We start from the raw sequence: 16,492 nt of genomic DNA, 5'->3' as shown, positions 1-16,492 counted from the left end.
CCGATACGAGCCGCGCCGGGCAAGGCATCTATGCTGTCAGGCGGGCGCTCGATGCCGTTGTCGGGATTGATAAAGATAGTGGCCATTTGCTTGACGCTTGCGCTTGCTGTCTTAGACTCCGCCCATCCGTCAGGGAGTTACGGTTATGCGGCGATTTCAAGGATTGGGATTCGGATTGACCTGCCTGGTGTGCGTGGCCCAGGCGCAAACACCTGCACCAGAGGATCCGCTACTGAATGACAGTGCTGCCAGCGCCGCTGTAGCGAGCGGCAGCGAAGCGCGAGGCGTGCTGCGGGCCAAGGATCAGGCGGTATTGGCCGGCGAACTGTCCGGGCGCATCGTCGAGTTGCCCTACAGCGAAGGCGAGTCCTTCAAGAAGGGCGACGTGCTGGCCCGCTTCGATTGCTCGGCCTACCAGGCCCAGCTCAATGCCGCTCAGGCCGCCAGCCGTGGCGCCAACGAAGAGCTGGCGCACAACCGCCAACTGGCCTCGCTCAATTCGGTCGGCCGCTTCGAAGTGGCGCGGGCCGCGGCCAAGGTCTCCGAGACCCAGGCGCAATCCCAGGTCTATCAGGTGCAGGTCAAGCGTTGCAGCGTGGTCGCGCCGTTCGACGGGCAGGTGGTGGAGCGCAAGGTGCAACGTTACGAAAGCGTGACGGCCGGCTCGCCGCTGCTGGAAATCGTCGACAACCGTTCCCTGGAAATCCACCTGCTGGTGCCGTCGAGCTGGATGGGCAAGCTCAAGGCCGGGCAGACCTTCAGCTTTGTCCCCGATGAAACCGGCAAGCCGCTGGCCGCCACGGTCAAGCGCCTCGGCGCGCGGATCGACGAGGGCAGCCAGACGCTGCTGCTGGTGGCGGCCGTGCCCAATGCCGAGGGCCTGTTGGCGGGCATGAGCGGCACGGCACGGTTCGCGGAGCTCAAGTGAACGCCCCGGTAGCGGGCGCCGCCGAACAGGTCTTCGCCCGGTTCCTCGACCTGGAGCGCCAGACCCGCGCCGCGCGCACGGTCGAGCAACTGACCTACAGCCTGGTCAACGACAGCCAGGCGCTGTTCGGTTTTCGCCACGCGGCCCTGGTGATCGCCGGCAAGGTCCGCGCGGTGACCGGCGTCAGCGCGCTCGACCCGAATGCGCCCTTCGTGGCTTTCGTCGAACAGGCGGTGGCCCAGCTGTTCAAGCTCCAACTGGTGCAGCAGGCGCGGGTGGTCGCGGCCGAGCAACTGAGTGCCCCGGTGCGGGCCGACTGGCAGAGCCTGTCGGCGGCGCAGATGTTCTGGTTGCCGCTGATCGATCGTCAGGGCGCGGTCTTTGGTGGCCTGTGGCTGGCCCGCGATATGCCTTGGAACCCTTCCGAACAAGTGCTGCTGGCGCAACTGGGCGACACCTACAGCCACGCCTGGCTGGCGCTGCAACCGCGCAAGCCGTGGCGCCTGCGCTGGAATCGCCAACGCCGGCTGGCGCTGCTGGCGGTGGTGTTGCTGGGCTTGCTGATTCCGGTGCGGCAATCGGTGCTGGCGCCGGCCGAAGTGGTGCCGCTGGGCGGACGCGTGGTGGCGGCGCCGCTGGACGGGGTGATCGCCGAGTTTTTGGTCAAGCCCAACCAGATGGTGAAAGCCGGCGATCTGCTGCTGCGTTTCGAAAACACTACTCTCAACGCCCAGGCCGATGTCGCCGCCCGTGCCTTGGGCGTGGCCGAGGCGGAACTGAAGGCCAACTCCCAACGGGCCTTTGCCGATGCCGAATCCAGCTCGAAGATCGACCTGCTGGCGGCCCGGGTCGAACAGAAACGCGCCGAACGCGATTACGCCCGCGAGCTGCTCAAGCGCAGCGAAGTGCGCGCCGAACGGGACGGCATCGCGGTGTTCGCCGACGCCGAGCGCTGGACCGGCAAACCGGTGCAGACCGGCGAGCGCCTGATGGAAATCGCCGACCCGAGCCAGGCCGAGTTGCGCATCGAACTGGCGGTGGGCGACGCCATTGCCCTGGAGCCCGGCGCGCAGGTGGCGCTGTTTCTCGACAGCGACCCGTTGCAGCGCCACCTGGCCAGCCTCGAACGGGCGGCCTACGAAGCGCAGCCGACACCGGGCGGACAGCTGGCCTACCGCCTCGATGCGCGTTTTCGCGATGCGCCGCCACGGATCGGCCTGCGCGGCACGGCCAAGCTCTTTGGTGAGCGCGCGCCGCTGGCGCTGTACCTGCTGCGCCGGCCCCTGGCCGGTCTGCGGCAGAGCGTGGGCCTGTAATGAACCTGCCCGGCCTGCGCGCGGACTTGCAGCTGTCGGCAGCGGCGCCGGCGCTGGACGGTTCGCCGCGTTGGACCCTGGCCGACCCGGTGCGCGGCCGTTATTTCAAGCTCGGCGCGGCGGCGATGCGTTTGCTCAGGCACTGGTCCCTGGGGGACGCCGGGCAGGTGCTGCGCGCCGCCAATCGTGAGCCGGGGCTGCCCCTGGGCGGTGCGGAACTGGATGAGTTGCTGGGCTTCCTGCGCAGTCACGACCTGATCACCGCCCTCGATCCGCAACAGCGCGCCAGCTATGAGCTCAAGGCCGCCGCGCAGCACCAGAGTCTCTGGCAGGTGCTGCTGCACCAATACCTGTTCTTTCGTATCCCGCTGTGGCGCCCGGACGCCTTTCTCAATCGCGCCTGGCCGTGGCTGGCGCGATTCGGGCCGGGGCTGTTGCGCTACGGCTTGCCCCTGACCCTGGGCCTGGGGGGGTTCCTGGTGTCGCGGGACTGGCAGCGCTTCCTGGCGACCTTTCCCCACCTGTTCAGCCTCGGCGGTGCCCTGGCGTTTGGCGTGGCGCTGTTCTTCGCCAAGCTGTGCCATGAGTTCGGCCACGCCTTCATGGCCAAGCGCGCCGGCTGCCGGGTGCAGAGCATGGGGGTGGCGTTCATGGTGCTGCTGCCGATGTTCTACACCGACGTCAGCGATGCCTGGCGGGTCAACGACCGTCGCGCGCGCTTGCTGATCGGTGCCGGCGGTGTACTGGCCGAGCTGCTGCTGGCCAGCATCGCCCTGCTGGCCTGGTCGCTGCTGCCGGACGGGCCGGCGCGCACCGCGGCCTTCATGCTCGCCAGCGCCACCTGGATCACCACCCTGGTGATCAACCTGAACCCCTTCATGCGCTTCGACGGCTATTTTCTGCTCAGCGATTTCTGGGAGGTGGACAACCTCCAGGGCCGGGCCTTCGCCCTCTGTCGCTGGCGCCTGCGCGAGGCCTTGTTCGGCTATCGGCAGCCCGCGCCGGAACCCTGGTCGCCGGCCATGCAGCGGCGCCTGCTGTGGTGGGGTTATGGCTCGTGGCTGTGGCGCGCGGTGCTGTTTTTCGGGATTGCGCTGGCGGTGTACCACCTGTTTTTCAAACTGCTGGGCATCTTCCTGATGCTGGTGGAACTGGTGTGGTTCATCTTCCTGCCCATCGTGCGGGAATGGCGCGAATGGTGGACGCGCCGCGAACAGGCCGATGCGCCGCGGGTGTTGCTCAGTAGCCTGGGGCTGGTGGCGGTGTTGCTGTTGGTGGCGGTGCCCTGGCGCAGCTCGGTGGAGGTGCCGGCGATGCTTGAGGCCGGACGCGCCAGCGCCTTGCATGCGCCGGTGGCGGCGCGGGTCCGGCAGGTCAATGTCAGCGACGGCCAGGCGGTGAACAAGGGCCAGGTGCTGGTGGAGCTCGAATCCCCGGACCTGGCCTCGCGCCAGGCCATCGCGCGGCGGGAAATCGAGATCCAGCAATTGCAGATGCGCCGTCGCGCCGGGCGTAGCGAGACCGCGGCCGACGCCGGGATTGTCGAGCAGCAGTTGGCCGAGGCCGTGGCCGAATACCGCGGCCTGTCGGCGCAACGCGAGCGCCTGCTGCTGCGCGCGCCCGAGGCTGGCCAACTGCGTGACCTGCTGCCGCAACTGCAGGTAGGCCGCTGGGTATCGCCCAAGGATCCGCTGGCCCGGGTGGTCGAGCCGGGGGCGCGCTTGCGTGGTTTCCTCGCCGAGGCCGACCTGTGGCGCGTCGCGCCGGGCGCCACGGGGCGCTTTATCGCCGACGACCCGATGCACCCGGCGCTCGAAGTACAACTGAGCGAAGTCGACACCAACGGCGTGGCTTATATCGATCAGGAGGCACTGACCTCCGATCACCATGGGCCGATTGCCGTGCGCCGCGATGAAAACCACCGCGCCGAACCAGTCCAGGCGCACTATGGCGCGCGGCTCAAGGTGCTCGACGCCAGCGTCACCCCGAGCCAGCCGCTGCGCGGCGTGGTGGTATTGCAGGGGCGTGGCGAGTCTTTGCTGGGTACGGCCTGGCGGCGTATGGCGGCACTCGGCGTGAGGGAAAGCGGGTTCTGAAACAAGGAATTTTCAGGGAGAACGCATATGTTGCATAAGGATTCAGCCATGTCCGATGGCCTGGTGGTACGTCCGTCGCGGCCCACCGACGGACCGTTCCTGCAAAGCCTTTACCGTTCGGCGCGCAGCGATCTGCAATGGATCGATGGCGAACAGGAGCAGATCGAGCAGGTGATCGCCCAGCAGTTCCAGATCCAGGAACAGGGGGCGGGGGAGAACTTCCCCGGCGCCATGCACTACGTGATCGAAAAACTCGGCAGCGCCATCGGTGCCTTGACCACCGATTTCGGCCCCAATGAAATCCGCGTGCTGTACCTGGCGTTCATTCCCGCCGCCCGTGGTCGCGGTTACGGGCGCACGGTGCTGCAGGGCGTGCAGAAAGCCGCCGAGCAGGTGCGCTGCCCGGTGGCGACTGTGGTCTGGGCCAGCAATCCCCATGCGCGTCGGCATTACCTGGCGCTGGGGTTTCAGGTCGAGGAAGCCAACCCGGCGGCCGAGCGGCTGGTGTGGTACCCCGGCCCGCGCGGATAAGCGGCGCAGCCCCGCGGGTTCGAGCCAGTGCCTGGGGCGATGCCGCCAGGCACGCCCGGTTCAGTTGAAGGCGATATAGAAATAGCCCAGCGTCGGATCGCGGCCCAGGGCCGGCACCCGTGACACGAACATGTCTTGCAGATGGCCGACGCCGGGCAGCTCCAGGTCGCACAGACCGTCGACGAACTCCGTCGGCCCCAGGCTGTTGAGCTCGACGCAGAAGGGCATGCGCGCGCTGTTCGGCATGCGGGCCTGGGGGGTGTCCTTGATGGACTCGATATGGACCGGCAAGACGCTGCCGTCCGGTAGCAACAGGTTGCAGGTTTGCCCCAGCAAAGGCTGGAAATGCTCACTTTGCAGCAGATGCAGCATGGCGCCACTCCTGGCCGGAAAAAGGGCCGGGGGAATGTCCCCCGGCGCGAGCTTCAATTGCGCGATGGGAACAGGCCGTTCAGGGCCACGCTGAAGTTGATCACCAGGAACGGGTTCATCACCTGCAGCGGCAGCCCGTTGCCGGCGGGCGAGATGGTGCCGGTGATCGTGGTGTTGACCCCCTGGAGCGGCACTGGCGTGGTGCCTTGCTTGTCGGAGTAGATGGTGGCGGTGCCCGGCCCGCCGCCGGAAGTGCCGATGAACGAGTTGGTGGCTGTCGGGGTACTGGCCGGATTGCTGGCGGGGTTGGCCAACTGCAGCGTGGTGGCCGCGTTCAGGCCGGCGAGGGTATGGGTGTGGGCAGGCAGGTTGTTGAGGGTAGGGGTGACGTTTTCGGTGCCGGAAACCTCGCCTATCACCCGGGGCGTCAGGCCCAGCCCGTTGCCCTGGCCGATGGGCAGGCGCCCTTGCAGGTTCGGCAGCTGGAAGTTGGTGGTGCCATTGCCGCCGTAGAAGGTGCCCAGCAGCGAAAACAGCGCCTGGTACTGTGAGATTCCCAGGGTCTGGCCGTAACACGAGGCCCAGCCGTTCGGAGGGAAGTTAAAGGAAAAAGCTTGAATGGTGCCCATGAACACTTCCATAGTTTTTTATCCTTCAGGTTAATCAGTGGAACTCCCTGAGCCGATCCCTGGTGTCTGGCCTGACAGCTTGACCTATAGGGTCAGAACGCCAAGCGGGCTCGTTGACAGCAATGGTTAGCGTAGACGCTGTTCCGCCAGTCGCCTGGGGTGATGGGGTGCCTTATGTCTGGCCGGATAAACAGCGATGCTGTGGTGGTAAACGCGGGTGCAGGGGAAATTCATGGCGTTTCGCAGAGAACCGCAAGTGCTGGGTATGGCCGAGCCGGGCATCGCCCATCGGCTGGCGAGCGACGCGCAGCGCCTGATCGCACTGCTGCGGGCGTATTGGCTGCTACCGATCCTGCTGCTGGCGGCGGCCACCCGCTTCTACGACCTGACCGCCGCGGCCATCTGGGGCGATGAAGGCTCCAGCCTGTTGCTCAGCCGCTACGGCCTGAGCGAGCTCTGGGTGCATGCCGCCCACGATGTGCATCCGCCGCTGTACTTCATGCTGCTGCGCGGCTGGATCGCGCTGTTTGGCGACGGCATCTTTGCCATTCGCAGTTTCAGCGCCTGGCCGGGGATCCTCTGTGTCGGCCTGGGTGTGTGGCTGGTGGCGCAGATCGCCAGCCGTCGTGCGGCGATCCTTGCCGGGTTCCTGCTGGCCCTGCTGCCCACCGCCGTGCGCTACAGCCAGGAAGTGCGCATGTATGCGTTGTTGGGGGTATGGCTGCTCGGCGCCACCATCGCCCTGGTGTACTGGGTTAGGCAGCCCCGGCATCAGCGCTACCTGGTGTATTACACGCTGCTGATGAGCGCGGCGTTCTACACCCACTATTTCACCGCGCTCTGCGTGCTTGCCCACTGGTCGTACCTGTTGCTGCTGCGCCTGCAAGCGACGCCCCCGGGCCGGGCTATCGACCAGCCGGGCTGGTGGCTGGCCAACCTGGCCATTGTCATGCTGTTCGCCCCCTGGCTGCCGGGGCTGGTGGACCTGCTGCAGCATATCGACCAGCTGAAAGCCAGCGGCGACGTGGGCTGGGAGCCGTCGGTGGACCTTTCTTCGTTACCTTCGATGGTCTGGCAACTGCTGACCCAGGACGCTGGCGAAACCCGCTCCCCGCTGCTGTTCGCCAGCCTGCCGCTGCTGGTGCTGAGCGTCGTTGCCATGCTCGCCTGGCGCGACCGCTCGCCCTGGCGATGGAGCTGGTTGCTGGTGATCTACACCCTGCTGCCGCTGTTGCTGGTGTTTGCGGTGTCCTTCGTTTCCCCGGTGTTCATCGAGCGCTACCTGACGGCCTATGCCCTGGGCCTGCCGCTGATTTTCGCGATTGCGATCGACCGGCTGCTGGCGCAGGCCCGCGTGCTGGCACTGGCGATCCTGTTGCTGTTCGGCGGGGCCGAGGTGGTCGGCCTGAACAACAACGCCACGGTGGATGCGAACGATCAGATCAGCGTGCTGGTGGACTATGTGAACCAGCGCTACGTGGCCGGCGACCGGATCGTCACCAGCGATCTGCTGTGGTACCTGAGCTACGTCTACTACAACCGCACCGACGCCCAGCCGCTGCTCTACACCCCGCCTACGCCCGCCGGAGTCTCGACCCGGCCCAACGCTTATGGCTTCGGCACCCTGATCGACCAGCAGGCCGACCGGATTTACCTCGACCGGCTGTCGGCGTTGCCGGTGGGCAGTGGCCGTGTCTGGCTGATCGGCACCGCCGACCAACCCGACGAATTCGCCCCGCTGCCGGCGCACTGGCGAAAAACCGGCGAATTCACCGCCGGCGGGGTCACGGCCCGGTTGCTGCTGATGTGTGGCGTGGCGCAGGGCCAGGCGTCGGCGAAAGCCCTGTGTAGCCAGCCAGGGAAACCTGCTGGATAGACGCCTTGGGCGGGTTTTCGCAAAAAAATCGGTTTGTGAACAGGCCGGTGACGAAAGGCAGAATTCAGGGCGATCAGAGGCTTAATCGATTCACGTTCAGTCCCAGAGCGGTTGCTGTTTTTTTGAGCACACATTTTTTGTGGTTTTGCTCCGAATTGATATCAAAACACCACTGTTGGTTTTCTGACCTTGCACTACGCTTTGTTCCATAAATGGACTTATAGCTAGGGTGAAGGGATTGCCGCAGTTCCACTTTATCTCCGGTTTACCGCGCTCAGGGTCGACCCTGCTGTCTGCCATTCTGCTGCAGAACCCGCGCTTTCACGCCGGCATGACCAGTCCGGTGGGGGCGCTGTTCAGCGGCATCCTCGAACAATGCAGCGCCGGCAGTGAATTCGGCGCGGTCATCGACATCGACATGCGCCGCCGCTTGCTGCGCGGGCTGTTCGACTCCTACTACGCCGACAAGGCCGACAAACCGGTCATCTTCGACACCAACCGCCAGTGGTGCGCGCGCCTGCCGGCCTTGAAGGACCTGTTTCCCAAGGCCAAGACCATCGCCTGCGTGCGCAATGTCGCCTGGGTCATGGACAGCCTGGAACGGCTGTACCGGGCCAACCCCTTCGAAAACACCAAGCTGTTCGGCGATGCGGTCGAGCGCAATTCGGTCTACAGCCGCTGCGAAACCCTGGCCCAGCACAACCGCCTGGTGGGGTATGCCTGGACGGCCTTGAAAGAGGCCTATTACGGCGAAAACGCCGATTCGATGCTGATCGTCGACTACGACCTGCTGAGCCAGGCCCCGGATCGGGTGATGCGGCTGATCTATGACTTTATCGGCGAACCCTGGTTCGAACACGATTTCGACAGCCTGGCCTATGACGCGCCCGAGTTCGACCAGGCGCTGGGGGTCGCGGGCCTGCACAAGGTCAAGGCGCGGGTGGCGCTGCAGTCGCGGCGCACCATCCTGCCGCCGGACCTGTTCGAGAAGTATGCGGAGCTGTCCTTCTGGAAAGACGGGGCATCCAGCGCCGCCAATGTCATTCGTATGAAATCCGACGCCGCGATCCGTTGATCGCGGTTTTCATTTGCACCTTTCAGCACGTTCGAGTCCGGGTGAGCATCATGTGGTGGAGCAAAGGCAAGTCGCGGGTCAATCAGCGGGCCACCGGGCGGGCGAATGCCCTGGCCTCACCGATGATCATGCCTCTGGAACCGCGCATGCTGTTCGACGGCGCGGTGGCGGCGACGGTGGCCGATACCGTCCAGCCGGACAGCCACACCACCACGGACGTGGCCAAGACGCCGACTGCCGCCGATCAGCCGAGTGTCAGCAAGGACACCCACGGCCAGGCCGATGTAGCGCCTGCCGCGACCCCGACCGCGGTGCCGGGGCTGACGGTGGTGTTCGTCGATTCGCGGGTCAAGGACGCCGACAGCCTGCTCCAGGGCATGGCGCCCGGCACCCAGGTGGTGCAACTGGGGGCGAACCAGGATGGCCTGCAGCAGATCGCCGATTACCTGGACCAGCATCAGGGCGTCAGTTCGGTGCAGATCATCGCCCACGGCAATGCCGGGGACCTGTGGCTGGGCAACAGCTACCTGTCGGCTGACAACGTCCAGGCCCGCAGCTCGGTGCTGGCGGACATCGGCCAGGACATGAACGCCGGCGGCGATATCCTGATCTACGGCTGCTACACCGCCGAAGGCGAACGCGGCCTGAGTTTCGTCGACTCGCTGGCGCAGCTGACCGGTCGCGACGTGGCTGCCTCCAGCGACCGCACCGGTGTGGGTGGCGACTGGGAACTGGAGATCGCCACCGGCACCATCGAAAGCGCCAACGTGCTGTCCACCCAGGCCATGCAGGATTATCAGTGGGGGCTGGCGACCTGGACCGCCACCAACAACGCCAACACTGGCGTGGGTTCGTTGCGGGCGGCGCTGGCCTCGGCGCAGAACGGCGACATCGTCACCTTCAGCAGTGGCATGACGGTGCAGCTGACTTCCGAGCTGCTGGTCAACAAGAACCTGACCATCGACGGCGACCTGAACAACGACGGCGTGGCGGACGTGATCCTCGACGGCCAGTACCGCACCCGGGTCATCGAAGTGGCCTCGGGCAGTACCGTGGTCCTGGATGGCCTGGTGATCACCCGGGGCCTGGTCTCGGGCAACGGCGGCAACGGCGGGTATGGCGCGACCGGTGCCATGGCCGGGGGGATTTTCAATGCCGGCAACCTCACCCTCAACAACGTCACAGTGACCTCCAACGGAGCCTCGGGCGGCGGCGGTGGCGGCGGTGTCACCGGCGCCTTCTACGGTGGTGGCGGTGGTGGTGGCGGCGGGCTGGGTGGCCAGGGCGGCGGCCATGGCGGTTCCGCCGGCCCCGGCACCGGCACGCTGGGCGGCCAGGCCGGCAGTGCTGGGGTGGGTGGTTATGGCGGTGGCTACGACGCCACCCACATGGGCGGTCGCGGCGGCACCAGCACTGGCGGCGCGGGCGGCGTGGGGGTGTCCTACTACAGCAATGGCGGCAACGGCGCCACGGCCACCAACGGCACCATTTCCATCGGCGGCGGTGGCGGCGGCGCCGGTTGGGACAAGGTCGGCGGCGCGGGCGGCAATGCCGTCGGCGGGATCTACAACGCCTCCAGCGGCACCATCACCGTGATCGGCACCTCGACCATCAGCAACAACATCGGTGCGGGCGGCGGCGGTGGCGGCGGTGGCGGCCAAGGCAGCAACGCCAGTAACGGCGGGATCGGCGGCCGGGGCGTCGGCGCGATCTGGAACAAGGGCACGCTGCTGATGACCGCGGCCAACTTCGCCGCCTTGAGCGGTAACGCGGCGGCCAGCGGTGCCGGCGGTACGGCGCTGGGCGGTGGCACCACCGGTACTTCACCGACTTCTTTCGCGACCATCTACAACGACGGCGGCGTCCTCAACACCGCCTATGCACCACCGCCCACCGCGACCATAGTGGTCGCGGATACCTCGCTGAGCATCGGCGAGACTTCGCTGGTGACCATCACCTTCTCCGAGGCGGTGACCGGTTTCACCAACGCCGACCTGACCATCGCCAACGGCACCTTGACCGCGGTGAGCAGCAGCGACGGCGGCATCACCTGGACTGCCACCTTCACCCCGACCGCCAGCATCACCGATACCACCAACGTGATTACCCTGGATAACACCGGGGTGATCAATGGCCTTGGCACCGCCGGGGTCGGCACCACCAACTCCAACAACTATGCGATCGATACCCTACGGCCGACCGCGACCATCATAGTGGCGGACAACGCCTTGCGCGTCGGCGAAACCTCGCTGGTGACCATCACCTTCAGCGAGGCCGTCAGCGGCTTGACCAATGCCGACCTGACCATCGCCAACGGCACCCTGAGCGCAGTGAGCAGCAGCGACGGCGGCATCACCTGGACCGCGACTTTCACCCCGACTGCGAGCATCACCGATACCACCAACCTGATCACCCTGGACAACACCGGCATCACGGATACAGCTGGCAACGCCGGCAGCGGCACCACCGATTCCAACAACTATGCGATCGACACCGTCCGCCCGACCGCGACCATAGTGGTTGCCGACAGCACCCTCACGGCGGGCGAAACTTCCCTGGTGACCATCACCTTCAGCGAGGCGGTCAGTGGCTTCACCAACGCCGACCTGACCATTGCCAACGGTACCCTGACCGCGGTGAGCAGCAGCGATGGCGGCATCACCTGGACCGCCACCTTCACCCCGACCGATGGCATCAGCGACGCCACTAACCTGATCACCCTGAACAACACCGGCATCGCCGACCTGGCCGGCAATACCGGCAGCGGCACCACGAACTCGGGCAACTATGTGATCAACACCGCGCACCCGACGGCGACCATCATCGTGTCGGACAACGCCTTGAGGATCGGTGAAACCTCGCTGGTGACCATCACCTTCTCCGAAGCCGTGACTGGCTTCACCAACGCCGACCTGACCATCGCCAACGGCACACTGACCGCGGTGAGCAGCAGCGACGGTGGCATCACCTGGACCGCCACCTTCACCCCGACCGCCAGCATCACCGATACCACCAACCTGATCACCCTGGACAACACCGGCGTACAGAACGCCGTGGGCAACCTGGGCGTGGGCACCACCGACTCGAACAACTATGCCATCGATACGGTGCGGCCGACCGCGACCATAGTGGTCGCCGACAGCGCACTGAGGATCGGCGAAACCTCGCTGGTGACCATCACCTTCAGCGAGGCGGTGAGCGGCTTGACCAACGCCGACCTGACCATCGCCAACGGCACCCTGAGCGCGGTGAGCAGCAGCGATGGTGGCATCACCTGGACCGCCACCTTCACCCCGAGCGCCAGCATCAGCGATACCACCAACCTGATCACCCTGGACAATACCGGTATCGCCGACCTGGCCGGCAACGCGGGCAGCGGCACCACCGATTCCAACAACTATGCGATCGACACCGTACGGCCGACCGCGACCATAGTGGTCGCCGACAGCACCCTCAGCGCCGGTGAAACGTCGCTGGTGACCATCACCTTCAGCGAAGCGGTCAGCGGCTTCACCAATGCCGACCTGACTATCGCCAACGGCACCCTGACCGCGGTGAGCAGCAGTGATGGCGGCATTACCTGGACCGCGACCTTTACCCCGACAGTCGGTATTGCCGACGTCAGTAACCTGATCACCCTGAACAACACCGGAATCGCCGACCTGGCCGGCAACACCGGCAGCGGCACCACCAACTCGAACAACTACAGCATCGACACTGTCTTGCCGACCGCGACCATCATCGTGGCGGACAACGCCTTGAGGATCGGTGAAACCTCGCTGGTGACCATCGTCTTCAGCGAGGCGGTGAGCGGTTTCGACAACAGTGACCTGACGGTTGCCAACGGCACCCTGAGCGCAGTCAGCAGCAGCGACGGCGGCATCACCTGGATCGCGACCTTCACCCCGACGACGGGTATTACCGACACCACCAACCTGATTACCCTGGATAACAGCGGCGTGACCAACGCCTCCGGCAATGCTGGGAGCGGCACCACCGATTCCAACAACTACGCCATCGATACGGTGCGGCCGACCGCGACCATAGTGGTCGCCGATACCGCGCTGAGAATCGGCGAAACCTCGCTGGTGACCATCACCTTCAGCGAGGCGGTGAGCGGCCTCACCAATGCCGACTTGACCATCGCCAATGGCACCTTGAGCGCGGTGAGCAGCAGCGACGGTGGCATCACCTGGACCGCGACTTTCACCCCGAGCGCCAGCATCAGCGATACGACCAACCTGATCACCCTGAACAACACCGGCATCGCCGACCTGTCCGGCAACGCCGGCACTGGCACCACCGATTCCAACAACTACGCCATCGACACGGTTCGGCCGACCGCGACTATCGTGGTCGCCGACAGCAGCCTCAGCGCCGGTGAAACTTCGCTGGTGACCATTACCTTCAGCGAAGCGGTCAGCGGTTTCACCAACGCCGACCTGAGCATCGCCAACGGCACCCTGAGCGCGGTCAGCAGCAGCGATGGCGGCATTACCTGGACCGCCACCTTCACCCCTACCGTCGGTATCAACGACGCCAGCAACCTGATCACCCTGAACAACACCGGAGTCACCGACCTGGCCGGCAACACCGGCAGCGGCACCACCAACTCGAACAACTACAGCATCGACACTGTCTTGCCGACCGCGACCATCATCGTGGCGGACAACGCCTTGAAAATCGGTGAAACCTCGCTGGTGACCATTACCTTCAGCGAGGCGGTGACCGGTCTTACCAATGCCGACCTGACGGTGGCCAATGGCACCCTGAGCGCGGTGAGCAGCAGCGACGGCGGCATCACCTGGGTCGCCACTTTCACCCCGACGACGGGTATTACCGACACCACCAACCTGATCACCCTGGATAACAGCGGCGTGACCAACGCTTCCGGCAACGCCGGCAGCGGCACCACCGATTCCAACAACTACGCCATCGATACGGTGCGCCCGACCGCGACCATAGTGGTCGCGGACAGCGCCCTGGGCGTGGGCCAGACCTCGCTGGTGACCATTACCTTCAGCGAGGCGGTGAGCGGTTTCACCAACGCTGACCTGACCATCGCCAACGGCACCTTGAGCGCGGTGAGCAGCAGCGATGGCGGCATCACCTGGACCGCCACCCTGACCCCGGCGGCGGGCATCACCGATACGACCAACCTGATCACTCTGGACAACACCGGCATCGCCGACCTGTCCGGCAACGCCGGCAGCGGCACCACCGATTCCAACAACTACGCGGTCGACAGCCAGCGTCCGACCGCCACTATCGTTCTCTCCGACTCGACCCTCAAGGCCGGCGAAACCTCGCTGGTGACCATCACCTTCAGCGAAGCCGTGAGCGGTTTCGACAACAGCGACCTGACGGTGGCCAACGGCACTCTGAGCGCAGTGAGCAGCAGTGATGGCGGCATCACCTGGACCGCCACCTTCACCCCGACGGCGGGCATCACCGACCTGAGCAATCTGATCACCCTGAACAACACCGGCATCACCGACCTGGCCGGCAACAGCGGCACCGGGACCACCAACTCAGCCAACTACAGCATCGAGACCCTAGTGCCGACGGCCACCCTCGTGATCGCCGACACGGCGTTGAAGGCTGGCGAAACCTCGCTGGTGACCATCACCTTCAGCGAGGCGGTGAGCGGTTTCACCAACGCCGACCTGGCCATCGCCAACGGCACCCTGAGTGCGGTCAGCAGCAGCGATGGCGGCGTCACCTGGACCGCCACCTTCACCCCGACGGTGGGCATCAGCGATACCAGCAATGTCATCACCCTGAACAACAGCGGCGTGACCAACGCCTCGGGCAACGCGGGTAGCGGCACCACCGATTCGAACAACTACGTCATCGACACGGCTCGCCCGACGGCGACCATAGTGGTGGCCAACCCGATCCTGCCGATCGGCGAAACCAGCCTGGTGACCATCACCTTCAGCGAGGCGGTCAGCGGTTTCGACAACAGCGACCTGACGGTGAGCAACGGCACCCTGAGCGCGGTCAGCAGCAGCGACGGCGGCATCACCTGGACCGCGACCTTCACCCCGAACGTCAACGTCAGCGATGCCACCAACCTGATCAGCCTCAACAACAGCGGGGTCAGTGACGGGGCGGGCAACGCCGGCAGCGGCAGCACCGACTCGAACAATTTCATCATCGACACCGGGCGGCCGACCGCCACCATCGTGCTGGCCGACACTGCCCTGAAAGCGGGCGAAACCACCACTGTCACCATCACTTTCAGCGAGGCGATCAGCGGCTTCACCAACTCGGACCTGACAGTGGCCAACGGTACCCTGGGGGCCTTGAGCAGCAGCGATGGCGGGGTTACCTGGACCGCCACCTTTACCCCGGCCATCAACATCAGCGACAGCAGCAATCAGATCACCCTGAACAATGCCGGAGTGATAGACGCCGTTGGCAACACCGGCAGCGGCACCACCGACTCGGCCAACTACGTCATCGATACCGTGCGGCCCACCGCTACTCTAGTGGTCGCCAACCCGATGCTAGCCGTGGGCGACACCTCCCTGGTGACCATCACCTTCAGCGAGGCGGTGAGCGGCTTCGATAACAACGACCTGACGGTGGCCAATGGCACCTTGAGCGCGGTCAGCAGCAGCGATGGCGGCATCACCTGGACCGCGACCTTCACGCCGAACACCAACGTCAGCGATACGAGCAACCTGATCACCCTCAACGGCAGTGGCGTGACGGATGCCTCGGGCAATACCGGGCTGGGCAGCACGGATTCGAACAATTACCTGATCGATACCCAGCGGCCGACCGCGACCATCGTGGTCGCCGACAGCACCCTCACGGCGGGCGAAACGTCCCAGGTGACCATCACCTTCAGCGAAGCGATCAGCGGCTTCACCAACTCGGACCTGACGGTGGCCAACGGCACCCTGAGCGCCCTGAGCAGCAGCGACGGCGGCCGGACCTGGACCGCGACCCTGACGCCAACGGCCAATATCAGCGATACCAGCAACCTGATCAGCCTGAACAACAGCGGGGTGAGCGACTCATTCGGCAATACCGGTACCGGCAGCACCGACTCCAACAACTACGCGATCAACACTGTGCCGGTGGCCAACCCTCCGACGCAGCAGCCGGTGGGCGATCCGGAATTCCGTTCGAGCGACCCGGTGGTTCCGCCGCTGCCGCCTTATGTGCCGCTGCAACCCACGGTCACCACGCCACCCGTTGGCGACCTGGGCTCGCCACTGGCCTTCGCGCCACTGTTCGAGCAGCGGGTGCTGGGCGATGGCATCCGGCCGTTGGGGGACATTTTCATCAATCAGGGGGCCCTGGCGCCGAGCTTCATTGCCCAGGTATTCGGCAGCAGCGATCCCGGTGGCGACGGCAACGGCCATGGCTTCCTGGGCTTCGGTGGCGGCGATGGCGGGGTGTTCAGCCAAAGCACGCTGTCGGTGCTGTTCGGCCAGGCCGCTACCGAGGACGGCGCATCGCTGCGGCCCTTTGGCGGCAACGGCCTTAAGACCAGCGAAGTTTCCCAGGATGGGCGCGGGGTGTTTGGGGCACCGTCGCTGACCCAGCAATTGCAAGTGATGCAAGACACAGAACAACGGCCGATCCGCGATCTGGCCAAGGCGTTCGAACAGGCCGGCATCAGCGCAATGCAGGCCTGAAACAATACATAAAT

The 16,492-nt window shown here is 65.4% G+C and carries 9 protein-coding genes; 7 read left to right on the top strand and 2 right to left on the bottom strand.

Translation table 11 applies throughout. The features are described from left to right. Positions 1-145: 145 nt before the first annotated feature. The 4 genes from ACTJKT_RS26030 to ACTJKT_RS26015 are packed head-to-tail and all read left to right on the top strand — an operon-like array spanning position 146 to position 4,871. Positions 146-928: an efflux RND transporter periplasmic adaptor subunit gene (locus ACTJKT_RS26030; protein WP_440789097.1), complete on the top strand. Its 783-nt coding sequence runs from the start codon at positions 146-148 to the stop codon at positions 926-928. Further along, a complete protein-coding gene (locus tag ACTJKT_RS26025) occupies positions 925-2,244 on the top strand; it encodes an efflux RND transporter periplasmic adaptor subunit (RefSeq protein WP_440789096.1) in 1,320 nt (439 codons plus the stop codon). Before ACTJKT_RS26030 ends, ACTJKT_RS26025 begins: the two co-directional genes overlap by 4 nt. Next, positions 2,244-4,340, top strand: a complete 2,097-nt coding sequence (locus tag ACTJKT_RS26020; protein ID WP_440789095.1) for an HlyD family efflux transporter periplasmic adaptor subunit — start codon at positions 2,244-2,246, stop codon at positions 4,338-4,340. The genes ACTJKT_RS26025 and ACTJKT_RS26020 overlap by 1 nt, the downstream gene beginning before the upstream one ends. A 27-nt stretch (positions 4,341-4,367) precedes the next feature. Next, positions 4,368-4,871 (top strand): GNAT family N-acetyltransferase, encoded by a 504-nt coding sequence (locus ACTJKT_RS26015; RefSeq protein WP_053276899.1) that lies wholly within the window; start codon positions 4,368-4,370, stop codon positions 4,869-4,871. Between the two features lie 60 nt (positions 4,872-4,931). Here the strand turns inward: ACTJKT_RS26015 and ACTJKT_RS26010 are convergent, their stop codons facing one another. Both ACTJKT_RS26010 and ACTJKT_RS26005 read right to left on the bottom strand, forming a co-directional pair. Next, positions 4,932-5,243 carry a DUF6916 family protein gene (locus ACTJKT_RS26010; protein ID WP_440789094.1) on the bottom strand — a complete coding sequence of 104 codons (312 nt, stop codon included), beginning with the start codon at positions 5,241-5,243 and terminating at the stop codon, positions 4,932-4,934. Positions 5,244-5,296: 53 nt separating this feature from the next. Then, positions 5,297-5,884 (bottom strand): phage tail protein, encoded by a 588-nt coding sequence (locus ACTJKT_RS26005; protein WP_440789093.1) that lies wholly within the window; start codon positions 5,882-5,884, stop codon positions 5,297-5,299. Between the two features lie 220 nt (positions 5,885-6,104). On the opposite strand from ACTJKT_RS26005, the gene ACTJKT_RS26000 reads away from it, so the two are divergent. The 3 genes from ACTJKT_RS26000 to ACTJKT_RS25990 all read left to right on the top strand — a co-directional run bounded on the left by ACTJKT_RS26000 (position 6,105) and on the right by ACTJKT_RS25990 (position 16,478). Next, positions 6,105-7,748 (top strand): glycosyltransferase family 39 protein, encoded by a 1,644-nt coding sequence (locus ACTJKT_RS26000; RefSeq protein WP_440789092.1) that lies wholly within the window; start codon positions 6,105-6,107, stop codon positions 7,746-7,748. Between the two features lie 229 nt (positions 7,749-7,977). After that, positions 7,978-8,823, top strand: coding sequence for a sulfotransferase family protein (locus ACTJKT_RS25995; protein ID WP_440789091.1), 846 nt, complete (start codon positions 7,978-7,980; stop codon positions 8,821-8,823). A 50-nt stretch (positions 8,824-8,873) separates the two neighbouring features. Beyond that, the gene (locus ACTJKT_RS25990) at positions 8,874-16,478 is read left to right on the top strand and encodes an Ig-like domain-containing protein (protein WP_440789090.1); all 7,605 of its coding nucleotides are present in this window, start codon (positions 8,874-8,876) and stop codon (positions 16,476-16,478) included. Positions 16,479-16,492 lie beyond the last annotated feature (14 nt).

Origin of the sequence: Pseudomonas sp. 22526, assembly GCF_052044735.1 — a bacterium.
Taxonomy (GTDB): Bacteria; Pseudomonadota; Gammaproteobacteria; order Pseudomonadales; family Pseudomonadaceae; genus Aquipseudomonas; species Aquipseudomonas piscium.
Note: the sequence above shows the minus strand (reverse complement) of the source record. Positions and strands in the feature narration are given on the sequence as shown.

What these genes read in the sequence shown, in the direction of transcription:
- ACTJKT_RS26030 (WP_440789097.1), top strand. Translation starts at nt 146, where the DNA reads ATGCGGCGATTTCAAGGATTGGGATTCGGATTGACCTGCCTGGTGTGC.
- ACTJKT_RS26020 (WP_440789095.1), top strand. Translation starts at nt 2,244, where the DNA reads ATGAACCTGCCCGGCCTGCGCGCGGACTTGCAGCTGTCGGCAGCGGCG.
- ACTJKT_RS26015 (WP_053276899.1), top strand. Translation starts at nt 4,368, where the DNA reads ATGTTGCATAAGGATTCAGCCATGTCCGATGGCCTGGTGGTACGTCCG.
- ACTJKT_RS26010 (WP_440789094.1), bottom strand. Translation starts at nt 5,243, where the DNA reads ATGCTGCATCTGCTGCAAAGTGAGCATTTCCAGCCTTTGCTGGGGCAA.
- ACTJKT_RS26005 (WP_440789093.1), bottom strand. Translation starts at nt 5,884, where the DNA reads ATGGAAGTGTTCATGGGCACCATTCAAGCTTTTTCCTTTAACTTCCCT.
- ACTJKT_RS26000 (WP_440789092.1), top strand. Translation starts at nt 6,105, where the DNA reads ATGGCGTTTCGCAGAGAACCGCAAGTGCTGGGTATGGCCGAGCCGGGC.
- ACTJKT_RS25990 (WP_440789090.1), top strand. Translation starts at nt 8,874, where the DNA reads ATGTGGTGGAGCAAAGGCAAGTCGCGGGTCAATCAGCGGGCCACCGGG.